This is a genomic window from Photobacterium angustum, assembly GCF_002954615.1.
Lineage (GTDB): Bacteria > Pseudomonadota > Gammaproteobacteria > Enterobacterales > Vibrionaceae > Photobacterium > Photobacterium angustum_A.
Genome location: NZ_MSCJ01000001.1, coordinates 455,687 through 473,818, shown reverse-complemented (window position 1 = coordinate 473,818; position 18,132 = coordinate 455,687). Strand labels below are relative to the sequence as shown.

12 protein-coding genes and 2 pseudogenes are annotated in these 18,132 nt (G+C 37.0%); 4 read left to right on the top strand and 10 right to left on the bottom strand.

The features are described from left to right. Window positions 1–80: 80 nt before the first annotated feature. The 4 genes from BTO08_RS02050 to fabB form a co-directional block, all read right to left on the bottom strand. A complete protein-coding gene (locus BTO08_RS02050; protein ID WP_105059686.1) occupies window positions 81–1,094 on the bottom strand; it encodes an aspartate-semialdehyde dehydrogenase in 1,014 nt (337 codons plus the stop codon). Further along, the gene (locus tag BTO08_RS02045) at window positions 1,091–2,266 is read right to left on the bottom strand and encodes a 4-phosphoerythronate dehydrogenase (RefSeq protein WP_105059685.1); all 1,176 of its coding nucleotides are present in this window, start codon (window positions 2,264–2,266) and stop codon (window positions 1,091–1,093) included. The genes BTO08_RS02050 and BTO08_RS02045 overlap by 4 nt, the downstream gene beginning before the upstream one ends. Window positions 2,267–2,285: 19 nt before the next feature. Next, window positions 2,286–3,452: a nucleotide sugar dehydrogenase gene (locus BTO08_RS02040; protein WP_105059684.1), complete on the bottom strand. Its 1,167-nt coding sequence runs from the start codon at window positions 3,450–3,452 to the stop codon at window positions 2,286–2,288. A 214-nt stretch (window positions 3,453–3,666) separates the two neighbouring features. Continuing rightward, window positions 3,667–4,881 (bottom strand): beta-ketoacyl-ACP synthase I, encoded by a 1,215-nt coding sequence (gene fabB / locus BTO08_RS02035; RefSeq protein ID WP_105059683.1) that lies wholly within the window; start codon window positions 4,879–4,881, stop codon window positions 3,667–3,669. Between the two features lie 333 nt (window positions 4,882–5,214). Between fabB and mnmC the strand changes: the two genes are divergently transcribed. Then, a complete protein-coding gene (gene mnmC, locus BTO08_RS02030; RefSeq protein WP_105059682.1) occupies window positions 5,215–7,275 on the top strand; it encodes a bifunctional tRNA (5-methylaminomethyl-2-thiouridine)(34)-methyltransferase MnmD/FAD-dependent 5-carboxymethylaminomethyl-2-thiouridine(34) oxidoreductase MnmC in 2,061 nt (686 codons plus the stop codon). A 117-nt stretch (window positions 7,276–7,392) separates the two neighbouring features. Here mnmC and BTO08_RS02025 read toward each other — a convergent pair. After that, a pseudogene (locus BTO08_RS02025) lies at window positions 7,393–8,338 on the bottom strand (IS1595 family transposase). Window positions 8,339–8,598: 260 nt separating this feature from the next. Between BTO08_RS02025 and BTO08_RS02020 the strand changes: the two are divergent. The 3 genes from BTO08_RS02020 to BTO08_RS02010 are packed head-to-tail and all read left to right on the top strand — an operon-like array spanning window position 8,599 to window position 11,292. Continuing rightward, complete coding sequence (locus tag BTO08_RS02020; protein ID WP_105059681.1) at window positions 8,599–8,955, top strand: GtrA family protein; 357 nt, start codon at window positions 8,599–8,601, stop codon at window positions 8,953–8,955. Between the two features lie 2 nt (window positions 8,956–8,957). Next, on the top strand, window positions 8,958–9,866 hold the full coding sequence (locus tag BTO08_RS02015; protein WP_347337940.1) for a glycosyltransferase family 2 protein: 909 nt from the start codon (window positions 8,958–8,960) through the stop codon (window positions 9,864–9,866). Between the two features lie 10 nt (window positions 9,867–9,876). Beyond that, entirely contained in the window at window positions 9,877–11,292 is a 1,416-nt protein-coding gene (locus BTO08_RS02010; protein ID WP_105059679.1) for a glucosyltransferase domain-containing protein, read from the top strand. 95 nt (window positions 11,293–11,387) lie between these two features. Here the strand turns inward: BTO08_RS02010 and BTO08_RS02005 are convergent. The 5 genes and pseudogenes from BTO08_RS02005 to BTO08_RS01985 form a co-directional block, all read right to left on the bottom strand. Then, window positions 11,388–12,332: pseudogene (locus tag BTO08_RS02005) on the bottom strand (IS1595-like element ISPma1 family transposase). Window positions 12,333–12,537: 205 nt separating this feature from the next. Then, complete coding sequence (locus tag BTO08_RS02000; protein ID WP_105059678.1) at window positions 12,538–13,836, bottom strand: glycoside hydrolase family 18 protein; 1,299 nt, start codon at window positions 13,834–13,836, stop codon at window positions 12,538–12,540. Between the two features lie 311 nt (window positions 13,837–14,147). Next, window positions 14,148–15,521, bottom strand: coding sequence for an MBL fold metallo-hydrolase (locus BTO08_RS01995; RefSeq protein WP_105059677.1), 1,374 nt, complete (start codon window positions 15,519–15,521; stop codon window positions 14,148–14,150). Window positions 15,522–15,698: 177 nt separating this feature from the next. Next, a complete protein-coding gene (locus BTO08_RS01990) occupies window positions 15,699–16,139 on the bottom strand; it encodes a phosphotyrosine protein phosphatase (protein WP_105059676.1) in 441 nt (146 codons plus the stop codon). Window positions 16,140–16,219: 80 nt separating this feature from the next. Beyond that, window positions 16,220–18,130 carry a nucleoside-diphosphate sugar epimerase/dehydratase gene (locus BTO08_RS01985; protein ID WP_105059675.1) on the bottom strand — a complete coding sequence of 637 codons (1,911 nt, stop codon included), beginning with the start codon at window positions 18,128–18,130 and terminating at the stop codon, window positions 16,220–16,222. Window positions 18,131–18,132: the final 2 nt, after the last annotated feature.

Below are 18,132 nucleotides of genomic sequence, written 5' to 3'. Positions count from 1 at the left end.
CAAGTGACTACTTAGGGTTTTACCAGCAAGATCATGGAAATGAGGAAGGAGCAATCTCTTGCTCCTTCGTTTTATCTCTTTTACAAATATTCTTCAATTAGCTTTTCAGCAATCTGAATACTGTTTGTTGCCGCACCTTTGCGTACGTTATCAGCTACAACCCACATATTCAGACCACATGGGTGGCTTATATCTTCACGAATACGACCTACCATCACGTGATCTTTACCTACAGAATCTGTTACCTGTGTTGGGTAATCAGTACCATGGAAGACTTCAATACCATCAGTATTTTCAAGTAGATTAATCGCATCTTCGATTACTACTGGTTGATGCGTTTCTACATGCACCGCTTCTGCATGACCAAAGAAAGCAGAAACACGTACGCAGGTAGGATTAACACGAATACTTGAGTCACCAAGAATTTTTTGTGTTTCCCACACCATTTTCATTTCTTCTTTGGTGTAACCGTTATCCATAAACTCATCGATATGAGGTATGCAGTTAAATGCAATTTGCTTGTCATAAGCACTGTTTTCAGCAGGCAGACCATTTAGCAATTTTGCTGTTTGACCCGCAAGCTCATCAATTCCCTTTCGACCAGAGCCGGATACAGATTGATAAGTCGCGACATTAATACGATCAATACCGTAAGCATCTTGAATTGGCTTAAGAGCAACTAACATTTGAATCGTAGAGCAGTTGGGATTTGCAATAATATTACGGTTACGATAATCAGCAATCGCTTCAGGGTTTACTTCAGGGATCACTAACGGAACATCATATTCATAACGGAATTCAGATGTGTTATCGATCACCACTACACCAAAATCTGTGGCGATAGGCGCCCAATGACGTGATGCTTCAGCACCTGCTGAAAACAAAGCAATTTGAACTTGGCCCCAATCGAAATTTTCCACGTTCTTCACGCGGATTGATTTACCTTTAAAACGTAACACTTTGCCAGAGCTACGATCACTTGCCAGCAAGTAAAGATTGCGAACAGGAAAATTACGCTCTTCTAGCACCTCGACCATAGCTTCGCCGACAGCACCTGTTGCGCCTAGTATTGCGATATCATATTCCTGACTCATTGAGTGACCTCTACTACTGTAAAACCTAATTTAGCCAGCGACTCTACCTCAAAATCTGCCTTGCCTGCTACTGTAATTGCACTATATTCACGGCGATCCCAGTAGTTTTTTCGCATCATATCAAAAGCAGTGGCCATTTTGCTGTTATCGTCACCAGCTAGCTGCATTTGACGACGGAAGATACCGTCGTCTTTACGTACATCATACACCAATTGAGTAAGGCTAAATAAACTTGCCTCGTTCCATTGACGACTTAATTCAACTTGAGGAATTGGCGCAACAGGCAAAAGTTCACTCGCATCTACTTGCTTATCAACACCTAGAAACTCACAAAAGCGGTTAAAAACCATAGTTGTTCCACGAGCTTTACCTTCAAGCCCATATCCAGCCACATGCGGTGTAGCAAAAGCTAAATACGGTAATAACTCTAAATCCACCAATGGCTCTTGCTCAAACACATCAAGTACTGCTGTAAGTGCCTTCCCTGTACCATTATGAGAAGCCACTAAGGCAGCTTTTAAAGCACGATTATCAACAATAGGACCACGAGCCGCATTAATTAAAATAGCATTGGGTTTTAATGCGTTAAGAAAAGCTTCGTTTACTAAGTGATGAGTTGGAAACTCGACATCACGAGTTAACGGAGTATGGGTTGTGATAACATCACACTCAGCAAGTAGCGTTTCAACTGAATCAAATTGACGCTCATCGCCTTCCGCTTGCTTTAATGGATCGTTAAGCAGATAACGAATGCCTAATGCATCTAAACATTTCGCCAAATATGAGCCAACATTACCAGCGCCAATGATCCCAACAGTGCGGTCAAAAACAGAAAAGCCTTGTTGCTGCCCTAATACCATTAAGCTACTAAGTACATACTCGGCAACACCCACTTTGTTACAGCCTGGTGCTGCTGTGAAAGTAATACCACGCTCAGCTAATAGCGGTTGATCAACATGATCTTGTCCTGCTGTTGCAGTTCCCACAAATTTTAACTTATCGGCTTTTTCTAACAGGCTGCTATTAACTTTCGTCACCGAGCGGATCATCAGGGCGTCAATCCCTACCAAATCATCAGCCGTTAAATTTCGACCTGGTTTGGCGATGACCTCACCAAGTTCACTAAACAACTCCAACGCATACGGCATATTTTCATCAATAAGGATTTTCATTTCAGCTTCCCTGCTTTACTTAATCAGCCCCGAATAAATCTCGGGTATATACTTTTTCTTGTACGTCTTGAAGTTCAATATCCATACGGTTCGAAACAATCACATCAGACATCGCTTTAAATGCTTCAAGATCTTTGATAACTTTTGAATTAAAGAATTCATCTCCTTCCAGCACTGGTTCAAACACCACCACTTCAATACCTTTGGCTTTTATACGTTTCATAATGCCTTGAATACTCGATGCGCGGAAATTATCAGATCCTGATTTCATAATTAAGCGATAAACGCCTACAACTTTAGGCTGTTTAGCAATAATTGAATCAGCAATGAAATCTTTACGTGTGGTATTCGCATCCACAATCGCACCAATAATGTTATTAGGTACATCACGGTAATTCGCGCGTAATTGCTTAGTATCTTTAGGCAAGCAGTAACCGCCATAACCAAAGGATGGATTATTATAATGACTGCCAATGCGAGGATCTAAACCCACACCTTCAATAATCTGGCGACTATCTAAGCCTAATGCTTCCGCATAGCTGTCGAGTTCATTAAAATAAGCCACACGCATCGCAAGGTAAGTATTGGAAAATAATTTTACCGCCTCAGCTTCTGTAGAATCTGTAAATAAAACAGCAATTTCTTGTTTCTCAGCACCTTGTTTTAATAGTCCAGCAAAGACCTCAGCTCGCTCAGAACGTTCACCGACAATAATACGAGAAGGATGTAAATTATCATACAGTGCACGACCTTCACGTAAAAACTCTGGCGAGAACATAATATTTGTAATGCCGAACTGCTTTTTAATACTTTCTGTATATCCAACAGGTACAGTTGATTTAATTACCATGATCGCTGATGGATTTTTCTCGATCACATCTTTAATAACGGCTTCTACAGAGCTGGTGTTAAAGTAATTAGTGATAGGATCATAATCGGTAGGGGTCGCTATAATAACAAACTCAGCGCCATCATAAGCATGTGACGCATCAGTTGTCGCATTAAGATTCAAATCCTTATTTTTTAAAAAATCTTCAATTTCCTTATCAACAATTGGGGATAACCCTTGATTGATTAATGAAACCTTTTCCTCAACGATATCTAATGCAACAACTTCATTGTGTTGAGCTAAAAGCACTGCATTTGACAGGCCTACATAACCTGTACCCACAACTGTAATTTTCATACTTAACCTCAGTAAACTAATGTGCAAGTAGCTACTATTGTCCTTGCTAACTGGCTATTAGTTTAACTGAAAATAGACTAAAAGAACAAAGTCACAATCTAGACATGTTAATAATTCTTCAATGTTGGCATATAGTTAAAAAAAAGAGCCATAAATTACTTTATGGCTCTTTTCCATTTTTATAAATACTAGAATTAATCTGAATCTAGTTTATTTACGCTTCGTATTTCTTGATCACTAGTGTTGCGTTAGTACCACCAAAACCAAAGCTGTTAGACATTACCGTCTTCAGTTCAACATCACGCTTCTCAGTCACAATATCAAGACCTTGTGCAGCTTCATCTAGGTTATCAATATTGATGCTTGGTGCAACGAAACCGTGCTCTAGCATCAATGTTGAATAAATCGCTTCGTGCACACCAGCAGCACCCAATGCGTGACCCGTCATGGCTTTTGTTGCTGAAATCGCTGGGCTGTTTTCGCCAAATAGCTCTTGGATTGCACCTAGCTCTTTCACATCACCAACGGGTGTTGATGTACCGTGAGTATTGATGTAGTCAACAGGCGAATCTAGATCTTGCATCGCCATCTTCATACAACGAACTGCGCCTTCACCAGAAGGTGCAACCATATCGTAACCATCAGATGTTGCGCCATAACCGACGATCTCACCGTAAATTTTTGCGCCACGTGCTAATGCGTGTTCTAGCTCTTCAACAACAACCATACCGCCACCACCAGAAATCACGAAACCATCACGATCAGCATCATAAGTACGTGATGCTTTTGATGGATCATCATTGTACTTAGTTGATAGTGCGCCCATTGCGTCAAACATCATCGTTAATGACCAATCTAGCTCTTCACCACCACCTGCAAAAACAACGTCTTGCTTGCCCAGTTGGATTAGCTCTAATGCGTGACCAATACAGTGTGCAGATGTTGCACATGCTGAGCTCATAGTGTAGTTCACACCACGGATCTTAAACGGTGTTGCTAAACACGCAGAAACCGTTGAAGACATTGTACGTGGCACCATGTAAGGACCTACACGCTTTACGCCTTTTTCACGTAACGTATCAACAGCAACGTATTGGTTATGCGATGATGCACCGCCAGAACCTGCAACTAAACCTGTACGTTCGTTAGAAACTTGATCTTCAGCTAAGCCAGAATCGGCAACCGCTTGCTCCATTGATAGGTAAGCAAAAGCCGCTGCATCACCCATGAAACGCATTTTCTTACGATCAATATGTTCAGCTGGGTTAATTTTTAAATCACCCCAAACATTTGAACGTAGTTTCATTTCAGCAAACTGCTCAGAAAAATTAATGCCTGACTTGCCTGTTTTCAATGACTCTAGTACTTCTGCAACGTTGTTACCAATACTAGATACAATGCCCATGCCTGTAATTACGGCTCGTTTCATGATGACTTCCTACTAAAATTAATTGGATATAGCCTAACCGTGAGCTATCTCTACGGCGGGTTTACTCCCAAACGGCTTTAAGATGCGCGTTCATAACAGTAATTATACTGTCTTTAACGGAACATCATATCTTAAAGCGGTTTGGCGATTGTTATACCGATATAACAGAGCCATCGACTATAACGGCTTTGGCGGTAAAAAGTGGTCAGCTTTCCTGATATTCGGGTACAATCGGTTCAAAATTGCCATTTCTTTCTATATTACGCCTAAAAATGGTGATATTTAAACCAAGTTTTCCATTATCGTTTGTCCGTTATAAAAGAGGTTCCCCCTTTGTCTTCTTCACAACAAGAAAAATCCATCTTACAAATTGAAAATGCCGTTCTTGATTGGAACGACGTGGGAACACCCGTCTCAAATAACTTTGATGATGTCTACTTCTCAAACGTTAATGGATTAGAAGAAACGCGCTATGTTTTCATTAAGCAAAATGGCTTACCTGAGCGTTGGATTGACGGTGACCGTCGTCGTTTTGTTATTGCCGAAACAGGATTTGGTACCGGATTAAACTTTTTAGCCGTATGGAAAGCATTTAAAGATTACCGTTCTCAACACCCTGATGCGACAACCACAGAGCTACATTTTATTAGCTTTGAAAAATTCCCAGTTACTCAACAAGATTTGATTAAAGCCCATCAAGCATGGCCTGAACTTGCAGAGCTTGCAGAGCAGCTTCATACTCATTACCCGCCCGCTATTAAAGATTGTCATCGTATCGTTTTAGAAGATGGCATGATCACCTTAGACCTCTGGTTTGGTGATATCAAAGATTGTATGCCTCAAGTATGGGTTGGCGATGAGGGTATCGTCGATGCATGGTTCCTAGATGGTTTTGCCCCTAGCAAAAATCCTGAAATGTGGAACCAAAACTTATTCAACGGCATGGTTAAAATGGCACGTAAAGATTGTAGCGTAGCAACCTTTACAGCTGCGGGCTTTGTTCGTCGAGGGTTAATAGAAGCCGGTTTTGATATGCGAAAAACCAAGGGCTTTGGTACTAAACGTGACATGATCGTAGGTCACGTTGTTGAACGCCAACATAAAACGAACATTATGCCTTGGTATAATCGTGAAGCACAAACAGAGCCAAACGAAAATATTGCTATTATTGGTGGCGGTATCGCATCTGCAACTACCGCACTGGCTTTGCTACGTCGTGGTCAAAATGTCACATTATATTGCGCTGATAATGAACTTGCTGAAGGTGCATCAGGCAACCGACAAGGCGCTGTCTACCCATTATTAAATGGTAGTAACGATAGACTATCTCGTTTTTTCTCTAGCGCTTTTATCTATGCGCGACAACTTATAGAGCAAGCCGCAATTCACAGCGATTTTAGTCATAACTGGTGTGGCGTAACCCAATTAGCATGGGATGATAAATCAAGCCATAAACTCGCAAATATCATCAATAGTGGTTTTGCATCTGAACTTGTTCATAAGCTCGATAAAAAACAAACTACGCAAATTACCGGTGTTGAAACCGGTTTTGAAAGTGTTCATTACCCACTTGGTGGTTGGTTATCACCTAAAGAGTTAACCACAGCGTTAATTGAACATGCCGTTAATGAAGGGAAACTGACGCTAAAAACACAAAAAGAATTATGTCAGCTAGAACAAGTTAACAAAACTCAATGGCAACTGACTTTTACAGATGGTAGTGAAGCGCAGCATAGCACGGTTATTTTGGCTAATGGTCACCGCTTTAATCAATATCCTCAAACCCAACAGATCCCTGCATCTTCTGTACGCGGGCAAGTCAGCCACGTGCCGACCAATCCATCACTGGGCGAGCTAAAAACAGTGCTTTGTTATGACGGCTATCTCACTCCAATGAATCCAGAAACACAGAGTCATTGCATTGGAGCCAGTTACGATCGTCGCAATATTGATCTTAATTTTAATGAAAACGACCAACAAGATAACAAGCAACGGTTAGTAAACTGCTTACCTAATGTTGAGTGGCCTAAACAAATTAATATAGATGGTTTTGATGTTCACAACAGAGCACGTGTTGGTATTCGTTGTGCAGTCCGAGATCACTTACCGTATGTGGGTAATGTTTGTCGTTATGATGATTTATTACAGCAATACGATGATCTTAGAGATAATCAAATATCAGCGAAAGCAGCCCCAATCTATAGCAATCTTTTTGCTATTGTTGGTTTAGGCTCTCGTGGATTAAGCTCGGCGCCATTACTCGGAGAACTCCTAGCATCGCAAATTTGTGGGGATCCATTACCACTACCACTTGACGTACTTGAAGCGCTCCACCCAGGTCGCATGTGGGTAAGAAAGCTACTTAAAGGCAAAGCGCTCGCACAAATCAGTTAGTATTAGGAGTTTTGAATAACTGTCATCGAGAATTAGATGATAAAATTCATATTAACAAAAATATATCAAAACTAGTTCGACGAATTTTCACATTGAAAGAAGTTTATACTAACCTGATTACCACCGAGACTCAGCCAGCGTTAATAATTTCTCTGGCATCGGTGGTGATTTTTCACCACATTTAATTAGCGTATCGAATATATCTTCAACTCGAAACCTATAATTAAATCGAAAAAAGAACTCACCAAGATAACGAGGAATATATTTTTCTCTAATTGCGTGATATGTCCCTTTTATAGCATTTTTAACGTTACCAATCATGGTATCGACCCAATAAAATGCAGCTTCATATTGGTGAAGTTCTTTACCATTTTTTGGTAATGAGCCATGAATAATATTTGCTGCTAACAGACCATTAAAACAGGGTAAACCATCTGATATAACTAACGTTTTTTCTTATAAGTGCTTTTTAGCCCAGTCTGTAATTTCTTGTTTTTTTAAAACAAGAAACAACACTTAGCCGCATATAAATAGGATGACCTTCTTCATTCAAAGAGATCGCTGATACAAAAGGTGTTTTACCCTTGGCACCACGTCCTCTCTTGCCTTTTTGTTTACCTCCAATATATGCATTATCCAATTGCACGATATTGCCTAACTTTCGATTATCATCATGCTCTTTCATCACTTGCATTAGCTTATGTTTTATTCGCCATGCTGCGTTTTAAGAAACCCCTAATTTACGCTTTAGCTCTAATGCTGAAATACTGTTTTTATCTTGTGTGATGAGATAAATAGCTAAAAACCAAGTAGTTAACGGTAATTTTGAATGAGAAAATAAAGTACCTGCCGTCAATGAAGTCTGATGGTGACACTTATTACATTGATATAATGACCGTGATTTAAGTTCACAATAGCTTTTAGAAGCACAGTTAGGGCAAACGTAACCATTTTTCCATCGAATATTAAACAAACGCTCCCGACACTGCATTTCGGTCCCGTACATTTGCATAAATTCGGGTATAGAAAAGCCTTTCTGAAATTGAATAGAATTCTTAGGCATAACGTAACTCCTATACTTCAATATCTTGAAGTATAATAGGAGATAATTTAACAGTGGCTGTTAAATAATAGTAATCAGGTATACTAAAGCTTACTCTGATTAATATTAGGTAGTTAATTAGGAAAAATAATGTGTTCACTTTGAATCATTTTCTCTAATTCCTACCTCCAATTTTTGAAGTTTAGCCGAGACGATTACATTAATTTATTATTTACATTGCTATTTTTTAAATGTAAAATACTGATTTTAGGTGTGATTATATGTTAAAGTTGATTTCAAAATATTCTTTAATCGGGGTTTTTAACACAATAATACACTGGGCTTCCTTTTTTATATTATATAGCTTGATTACCAACCAATCTATATCTAACTTTATTGCATTTCTAATTGCTGTATCATTTTCATTCTTTGCTAATGCAAAATTCACTTTTAAATCTAAAGTTACATATAAAAAGTATATTTCATATACTCTATTTTTAGGCTTTCTTTCTTTTTTCGTTGGAAAGTTTAGCGATATTAATCAAATTTCACCAATTATTACACTAATAGTATTTTCAATGATTAGTTTTTTAGTTGGTTTTATATATTCAAATTATTTTGTTTTTAAGGATAAATAATAATGATTAGTCTTATTGTTCCAGTTTATAATGAAGAAGAGGCTATCCCTTTATTTTATAAAGAGGTAAAGTCAAAACTCAGTGCTTATAATTTTGAGATAATATTTATTAATGATGGCAGTAATGATAAAACTGAAGATGTAATTAATGAATTACAAGTAAATGATAAAATTATTAAAATGATAAATTTCTCTCGTAACTTTGGAAAAGAAGCTGCTTTATTTGCCGGGTTAGAAGCTGCAAAAGGCGACGCTGTTATTCCGATCGATGTTGACTTGCAGGATCCTATTGAAGTGATACCTGAGATGATAGAACGATGGGAGAACGGCTATGATGTAGTTTTAGCTAAACGTATCGATCGATCAACAGATAGCGTAATTAAGAGGAAAACAGCAGAGTGGTTTTATAGTATTCATAATAAAATTAGTTCTCCTAAGATTGAAAGTAATGTTGGTGATTTTCGTTTAATGTCACGATCTGTTGTTAATAATATATTACTTTTACCAGAAAGAAACTTGTTCATGAAAGGAATATTATCTTGGGTAGGAGGTAATGTATATATCATTGAATATAAGAGAGCAGAAAGAATCGCAGGAGAAACAAAATTTAATGGCTGGAAGCTTTGGAACTTAGCCCTTGAAGGAATCACAAGTTTTTCTACTATTCCTTTACGAGTATGGACCTATGTAGGTATAAGTATATCACTCCTATCATTTATCTATGGCCTTTGGATGATTATTGAACATATGGTATGGGGGAACTCAGTACCTGGTTACTCTTCAATTATGGTATCTATTCTTTTTCTTGGTGGCATTCAGTTAATTGGTATTGGTATTCTTGGTGAATACATCGGTAGGATTTATATTGAGTCCAAAAAAAGACCTCGATACTTAGTAAAAAATAAAAAATAAGAGAATAGATATGTTTTTTAAAGAATTCAATCAAAAAGTATTTTTAAAATTATTGATTATATCTTTTTCTTTCTATTTTCCAGTAATTTTTGCTGGTGCTTTTTATGCAGATGATATAAATAGAATTAATGTTAATTGGTCTGGTTTTGGTTGGGATCCAATGGGAAGGCCTCTTGCAACAATAATTGCTGAAATTTATAGTAATAGTCAAAAGTTAATAGTAGATGCTGCACCTTTAACGTGGGTGCTAAGTATAATTTTAATCGGTTTTAGCTCATATCTTATATATTATAAGTTAAAAGATAATTATAAAGATTTTGCACTTCCATTATCTGTTGTATTTATAGTTAACCCTTTTTTTATAGGTAATCTATTATATAGATTTGATAGTCTTGGAATGTTTTTGGCTTTAACTTTTTCTGTTTTAGCTTTTTCTCTAAAAGAAGAAAAATTTAATTATATAATTAAAATCATCCTTCTTACATTTGCTCTAAATTTTTATCAGCCATTTTCTAACTTATATATTTCCTTACTTTCTGTTTTCATTTTATTGATGGCGTATAAGAAAGAAAAATTTTCATTTATAATATCATATCTTATTAAATCCATAGTGATATTTATCTTAGCTAATGTTTTTTATATGATTGAAATGAAAATACTTTCATTTCCTTCTCGAGGAGGTATTTTACCGCTTGATATTTCATCGATAGAAGTTATTATAAATAATATTACCAATGGTTTTAAACCATTTTTAAGCTTCTGGTCTTATTTTGAAAATTTCTTTTACCCTGTTGTCATCATCTCCGTTATTTTATCATTTATTTTTATTAGAAATGTAAAATTATATTTATACCTTTGTCTTAGTATTATTGTATTTTTAATTTCAATACTAGGAGGAATGGCTATTCTTAAAGAACAAATTTATGACCCAAGAGTATTACCGTATTTTTCTGTTGTTTTAATGTTACTTACATGTATTTTTATAATGTCAAGAGTTGAGTTTAAATGGCTTATTTCAATACCTATTTTTGCTTGTTTTATTTTTAGTTACAGAATTGGAAATATACAAAAACTACAGCATGAATATGAAAGACCTATTGCGTTTAATTTATCATTAGATGTAGCATCATTAGGAGAAGTTAGTGAGTTTTATTCAATTGGACAAATTCCTAATTCTCATTTTATTCGTAATTTAATGAATAATACACCATTTAATGGTTTTCTCAGACGTGCTGATTGGATTACTACTGGAATTGTTAATGAATATGTTCCTCGTGGCTTAATTGCATTTCAATGGTCTTCAGCTGCAAAAGAAACAAAACAAAATTTTTATAGTATGAAAGAAGAAATGACACTATCAATAGACCGTAAACCTTACTATCAAATATATAAAAAAGGAAACAAAGGATGGATTTTATGGCTGTAGTTTATTTATAATTACTGAATTTGGTATAATTTTATAATTAAGTATTCTTATTGTAGAAATATATAAGTGAAATTTTAGAACTTTCTCTTTCCTGATTACCACCGAGACTCAGCCAGAGTTAATAATTTCTCTGGCATCGGTGGTGATTTTGCACCACATTTAATTAGCGTATTGAATATATCTTCAACTCGAAACCGATAATTAAATCGAAAACAGAACTCACCAAGATAACGAGGAATATGTTTTTCTCTAATTGCGTGATATGTCCCTTTTATCGAATTTTTAACGTTACCAATCATGGTATCGACCCAATAAAATGCAGCTTCATATTGGTGAAGTTCTTTACCATTTTTTGGTAATGAACCATGAATAATATTTGCTGCTAACAGACCATTAAAACAGGGTAAACCATCTGATATAACTAACGTTTTTTCTTTTAAGTGCTTTTTAGCCCAGTCTGTAATTTCTTGTTTTTTAAAACAAGAAACAACACTTAGCCGCATATAAATAGGATGACCTTCTTCATTCAAAGAGATCGCTGATACAAAAGGTGTTTTACCCTTGGCACCACGTCCTCTCTTGCCTTTTTGTTTACCTCCAATATATGCATCATCCAATTGCACGATATTGCCTAACTTTCGATTATCATCATGCTCTTTCATCACTTGCATTAGCTTATGTTTTATTCGCCATGCTGCGTTTTAAGAAACCCCTAATTTACGCTTTAGCTCTAATGCTGAAATACTGTTTTTATCTTGTGTGATGAGATAAATAGCTAAAAACCAAGTAGTTAACGGTAATTTTGAATGAGAAAATAAAGTACCTGCCGTCAATGAAGTCTGATGGTGACACTTATTACATTGATATAATGACCGTGATTTAAGTACACAATAGCTTTTAGAAGCACAGTTAGGGCAAACGTAACCATTTTTCCATCGAATATTAAACAAACGCTCCCGACACTGTATTTCGGTCCCGTACATTTGCATAAATTCGGGTATAGAAAAGCCTTTCTGAAATTGAATAGAATTCTTAGGCATAACGTAACTCCTATACTTCAATATCTTGAAGTATAATAGGAGATAATTTAACAGTGGCTGTTAAATAGTGGTACTCAGGCAATATAAAGCATTTGCTAATCTAAGTTTTACCAAAGAAATACCAAAGATTCTATAAATTTAAAAAGCGCAATAGCTATCCTTTAATTATCAGAGGAAGCCTATTGCGCTTTTCTTTATTATACTGTTACTTCAATTCAGCCGACATAACATTCATTAGTTCATTATTTTCATCGCCAGATAAATCCCATACAAAGAGACCTGCAAGCTTGTTTTTCTTCACCCAATCAGCTTTGGCTTTTACCGAGCGTGAATCATCATAACTAATAAAGACTTGTTTCTCTTCATTCCACAAGTAAGGTGCTTCAGCTTTCTCGTCATAACCTGAGATATAGCCTTGTGCTTTTGTATAGTTACGTTTTAAGTCCCAATACATAAAGTAACCAGGCTCTTGTGCTGACGTACCAAAACTTGCACCTTGCGTAGAAGAAAGCTCTTTCGGAATGGCTTTGCCATCAAATCCTTTGGTTCCTTCCCAGCCTCTACCATAAAATGCCGCACCAACAACTAATTTATCAGCAGGGATCCCCAGAGAAATCATTTTATTCACAAATACATCGGTGCCCATTCCCCACCAACCATTATCCGTTGCATGAAGATTAGTTAAATGCCCTGTTTGTGTCCCCCATCCACCTAAATAATCATAAGTCATCGCAAACATATTAGTTAAGTGCGGCGCAACAGCAGCCCAATCAATTGACTCTGCTTTACTTCCTACACCAACAGCAGTAGAAAGCTCATATTCACGCCCTGTTGTCTTCTCTAAGTTATCTAACTCAGAACGCAGTGTTTTAACTAAATGGGTATACGCTTCTTTTTCTGATGCTTTCTGCTCATCCGATAATTTAGTATCAGGATTCCAAGGAGAGGTTGTTAAACCGCCACCACCTGGGTACTCCCAATCTAAATCAATACCATCGAAAAAATCATACTGAGCAATAAGTTCAACAGCTGATTTTGAAAAGTGCTCAATCGATGCTTTATCTTTTGCCATTGCATGGAAAGGTTCAGACATTGTCCAACCACCAAAAGAAGGCAATATTTTTAGTTCCGGTTTTTCATTTTTTAAATCTTTAAGCTGAGCAAAATGTCCTTTATAAGCAACCTTAGCTTTCGTCGGCCCAAAATCTTTCTGTAATGCTGATACTTGATCAACTATCACCGCACTAAAAGGCTCTTTACCCTGACATGCAGCTTCAATTTGTTTCTGTACCGCATCACTCGCACCTTGATGTGGACCACACATGCTTAAAAAAGCATAAATAACATGAGTAAGCTTATCTGCAGGAATATCTTTAACAGTATAAGGATTAGATTCATTATTGTATTGCCAGTCGGCAAAGTAACCAGCAACAACGGGAGAATCAGCGGCAACTGCTGAAGAGCTTAATAGAGCGGCTATCGTAAGAGGTAAAATAGCTTTCATGAATGTCCTTATTTATCATTATAACTAACGGCCAATGCTTTTAGCTTCACAATAAAAATCAGAACAACAGCTAAGATAACAATGAGCCAATATAGAGTAATGTCTACCTTAGTTTGAACATTGATAAAAGGGGATAAATAAAAAGCGTAAAGACTAAATTTTAGATATTTTTCAGATTCAACTCTTATTTATAATTGAAATGAAATTAAAACCATCAATATTATGCTATACAAAGCATCTTATTATATTGAGAGCAAACAGCATAATCACTCTCAAAATAAAGATATTAGAAATACCATTTAATTATATTGCTATTCATTAGCAGCAATAATGATATGAGCTTCGGGCTTACAGTCTTGTAAGCATTTTGCAAGTTGTGTTTGTGCAACAACATCACCATGAACAACACGGATCACAGAGGGACCCTCATTGATCCCAGCAACAAACTTCACTAAATCATCTTGTGCAGCATGAGCCGAATAGCCAGACATTTGATAAATATTAGCTTCAACATCTATTGCTTGATTATGTATTTCAACCACTTCATCGCCATTACATAACGCACGTCCCAGTGTTCCTTCTGCTTGATATCCTGCAAAAATGACATCCGTTCGTGAGTCTGATAATAACGCTTCTAAATAATTAACAATCCGACCGCCTGCACACATTCCACTTGCGGCAACGATAATCGCGGGCTCCCCTGAATGCTTTAAACGATTAACTAACTCGATATGATCTTGATGTGTTTCTATCGTAATACACTGTTCAAAAGAAAGAGGATGACGCCCCATATAACGACGATCTTTTGCTTCTTTGGACCATAACTCTTGAAAATGGCGATATTGCTCCGTCACTTTCAACGCCAATGGTGAATCTAAGATCACTGGCAATGATTTCCAACGACGATAGGTATTATCATGACTCGAACCTGTTAACACATCAGCTAATATATTCTCGATATCAAACAATAGCTCTTGTGTACGGCCCACACTGAAAGCTGGAATTAAAATTGCTCCGCCATCTTGTAATGAATGTTCTATAATTTTTCGCAAATGAGCTTCACGTTGCTGGGTATCATGTAGAGCTTTGTCACCATAAGTACTTTCAATTACAAGTACATCTGCTTTGTCAGGGGAAACTGGATCGGTTAATAGCGGTGTATTGCAAGGGCCGAGATCGCCACTAAATACTACAATATTTTGATCAGGAAGTTCGACTTCTATATAGGCAGAACCTAAGATATGACCAGCTTGACGAAAGCGAACAGAAACACTGTCTCCATTTAATAAAACGACTTTCGCCCAACAATCATAAGGGACAGGACGTATTTTTTGCTGAATAAGTTGTGTAAACTGCTTACATTGTTGAGAGTTAAATCCTAATTGAATCTTTAAACCATCCTCAAGCATTAACGGCAATAATGCTGCCGTTGCTTCTGTCGCATAAATTGGACCGGTAAAACCTGCAGCAAGTAGCCATGGGATACGACCAATATGGTCAATATGGCTATGAGTGATCAAGAGCGCTTCAATCCGTTTAACATCAAATTCAATATCAAACTTATTATTCTTATTTTCCGCGCCCTGAAAAAGACCACAATCAACTAATAGGCTGCTATTACCAATCACTAACTCATGACACGAGCCTGTTACGCCTGTTTTTGCTCCATGGTGAATAATATCCACGAACATTCCTTGTGTTTATATTTCGTCCAATTTTTGATAATGACAGAGCTATTACCATGATAGAAATATTAACAACTAGAATCAGAGCAGGCTCACGAAATCAACGAAAAACAACCATGTGACACGCAAATAACGTACTACTAAATCAATAAATAAACCATATTTATAAACGGAAAATTAAAGTTTAGCCGCCCACGCTTGTGCCGCTTGCTCCACTAAAGTTAATGAATGTTCAAATGCTTCACGACTCTGGCGATAAGGATCTGGAATGTCACGTTGACCAATCCATTGTCCAAACAACATAGTTTTACCTCGAGCTTCAGGAGCTATATTGGTTACAGCTTCAATATGCCCTTTTTCCATCACTAAAATCAGATCATATTCATGACATAACTCAGGCGTTAATTGCTGCGCTTTATGATCGGATAAATCCACACCATATTGCTCCATCACCTCACATGCCATCGCATCAGCACTCTTACCAACTAACCCGCTTTTTTGGGTTGCAATACCTGCAGAAGCGACGTGTTTGGCTGGTAACTTTTTATACAATATACGTTCACCCGAAGGAGAGCGACAAATGTTGCCGACACATACCACAAGGATTTTGTTGAACATGACTAACTCCGTTTCAATAGATATAAAAAAGGCCAATTATTTTATAACAATTGGCCTTAATTAATATGCAGTTCGATTAACTATTTTTGCTGATTTCGTTTCCAAACTACATCACCAATACCATCTGTTGGTTTAAAGTCAGTTGGCGCATCAAGCAAAATTTGGCGAATATCTTCATGTTTAAAATCATGACAAGCTTTATCCAGTAAATCTAGAATATGCTGATACTCATCTAAAAATAAGAAACGCTCATTAGCTGTCATAATTCGGCTATGATCGGTTTCGCCTACATTATCTCCAATCAATAGCTCTTCAAATAATTTCTCACCAGGACGAAGACCCGTATATTTAAGTTCAATATCACCAAATGGATTATTTTCACTCTTCAACTCTAATCCAGATAACTTCACTAGATTCTCGGCTAAATCGACAATCTTAACGGGTTCACCCATATCTAGAACGAAGACATCACCACCTTTACCCATAGCGCCAGCTTGAATAACTAACTGCGCTGCTTCAGGAATAGTCATAAAGTAACGAATAATATCAGGGTGGGTGATGGTAATTGGCCCACCCTCTTTAATTTGACGCTTAAAAAGTGGAATAACGGAACCAGATGAACCGAGCACATTACCAAATCTAACCATGCAAAAACGCGTTCCAGTTTCTTTTTTAGCTTCTTCCGAAGCTAACGCTTGAAGACCAAGCTCAGCCATGCGTTTTGTTGTACCCATTACATTTGTAGGACGCACCGCTTTATCTGTTGAGATTAAAACAAAAGAAGACACACCCGCATTAACGGCCGCTTGAGCTGTATAAAAAGTTCCAAAGACATTGTTTCTAACGCCCTCAACAACATTATATTCAACCATAGGAACGTGCTTATATGCTGCTGCATGGTAAATAGTATCGACGTTAAAGGTCTTCATTATTGTTTCTAAACGATTAATGCGTTGAACTGAGCCTAATAAAGGCACAACTTCAACATCTAATCCTCGCTTTAAAACATACTCTGACAATTCCTTCTCAATGCTATATAAACAATATTCAGAAAGCTCAAATAATAATAATGACTTTGGCTTACACTTAACGATCTGACGGCATAACTCTGAACCGATGGAACCACCTGCACCAGTAACCATAACAACTTGATCAGTTATATTTGCTGACATCAAATCATCGCGAGGCTTAACAGGTTCACGTCCTAAAAGATCTTCAATAGCAACATCTCTTAATTGATCAAGAGATACATTATCATGAACAATCGAATCAAGATTTGGTATAGAAAGTACTTCTACAGGTAAATTAACTAATGATTCAACAATTGCACGACGTTGAGAACGACTAGCACTTGGAATCGCCAGTAAGATTTGCTTAACATCACCTTTATTAACTACACGCGCTAACTTTGATGGATGATAAACATTCAAACCTTGAATTACGGAGTTTTGTAATTTCTTATTATCATCAATATAAGCAATTGGATTTAACTCATCACCTTGACGTAATAAATTTACTAGTTGGCGACCTGCGACTCCCGCACCATAAATTATTACATTTGGTTTTCGCTTCATACTACGCTGAGCAAAAAACATACGAATAGATACCCTAGCTCCACCTGTTAGTACGAAAAGATAGCCAAAATAAATGACAGAAACAGATCTGGGTACCCAAATACTATAGAAATAAGTAGTTAGCACAAAAACAACAGTTGAAACTAAGGCGCCTGTAATTAACGTAAATAAAGCATTAATACTCAAATATCGAAGAATTGCACGGTAGAAACCAATTCGGCTAAAGCAAAAAACACTTACTACAGAAAGAAAAGTTACAAGATACCAGTATTCAGCTTTGTAAAGTTCATCAAAGTCACCTAGTCGTGTCCAAAAAGCTCCCCAAAAAGCAATTTGAATAAACAATAGATCAACACACACGCTCAAAACTCTTTTATATACGCGTGGTATTGAGAAAAATGCATCTATGAACGACATAA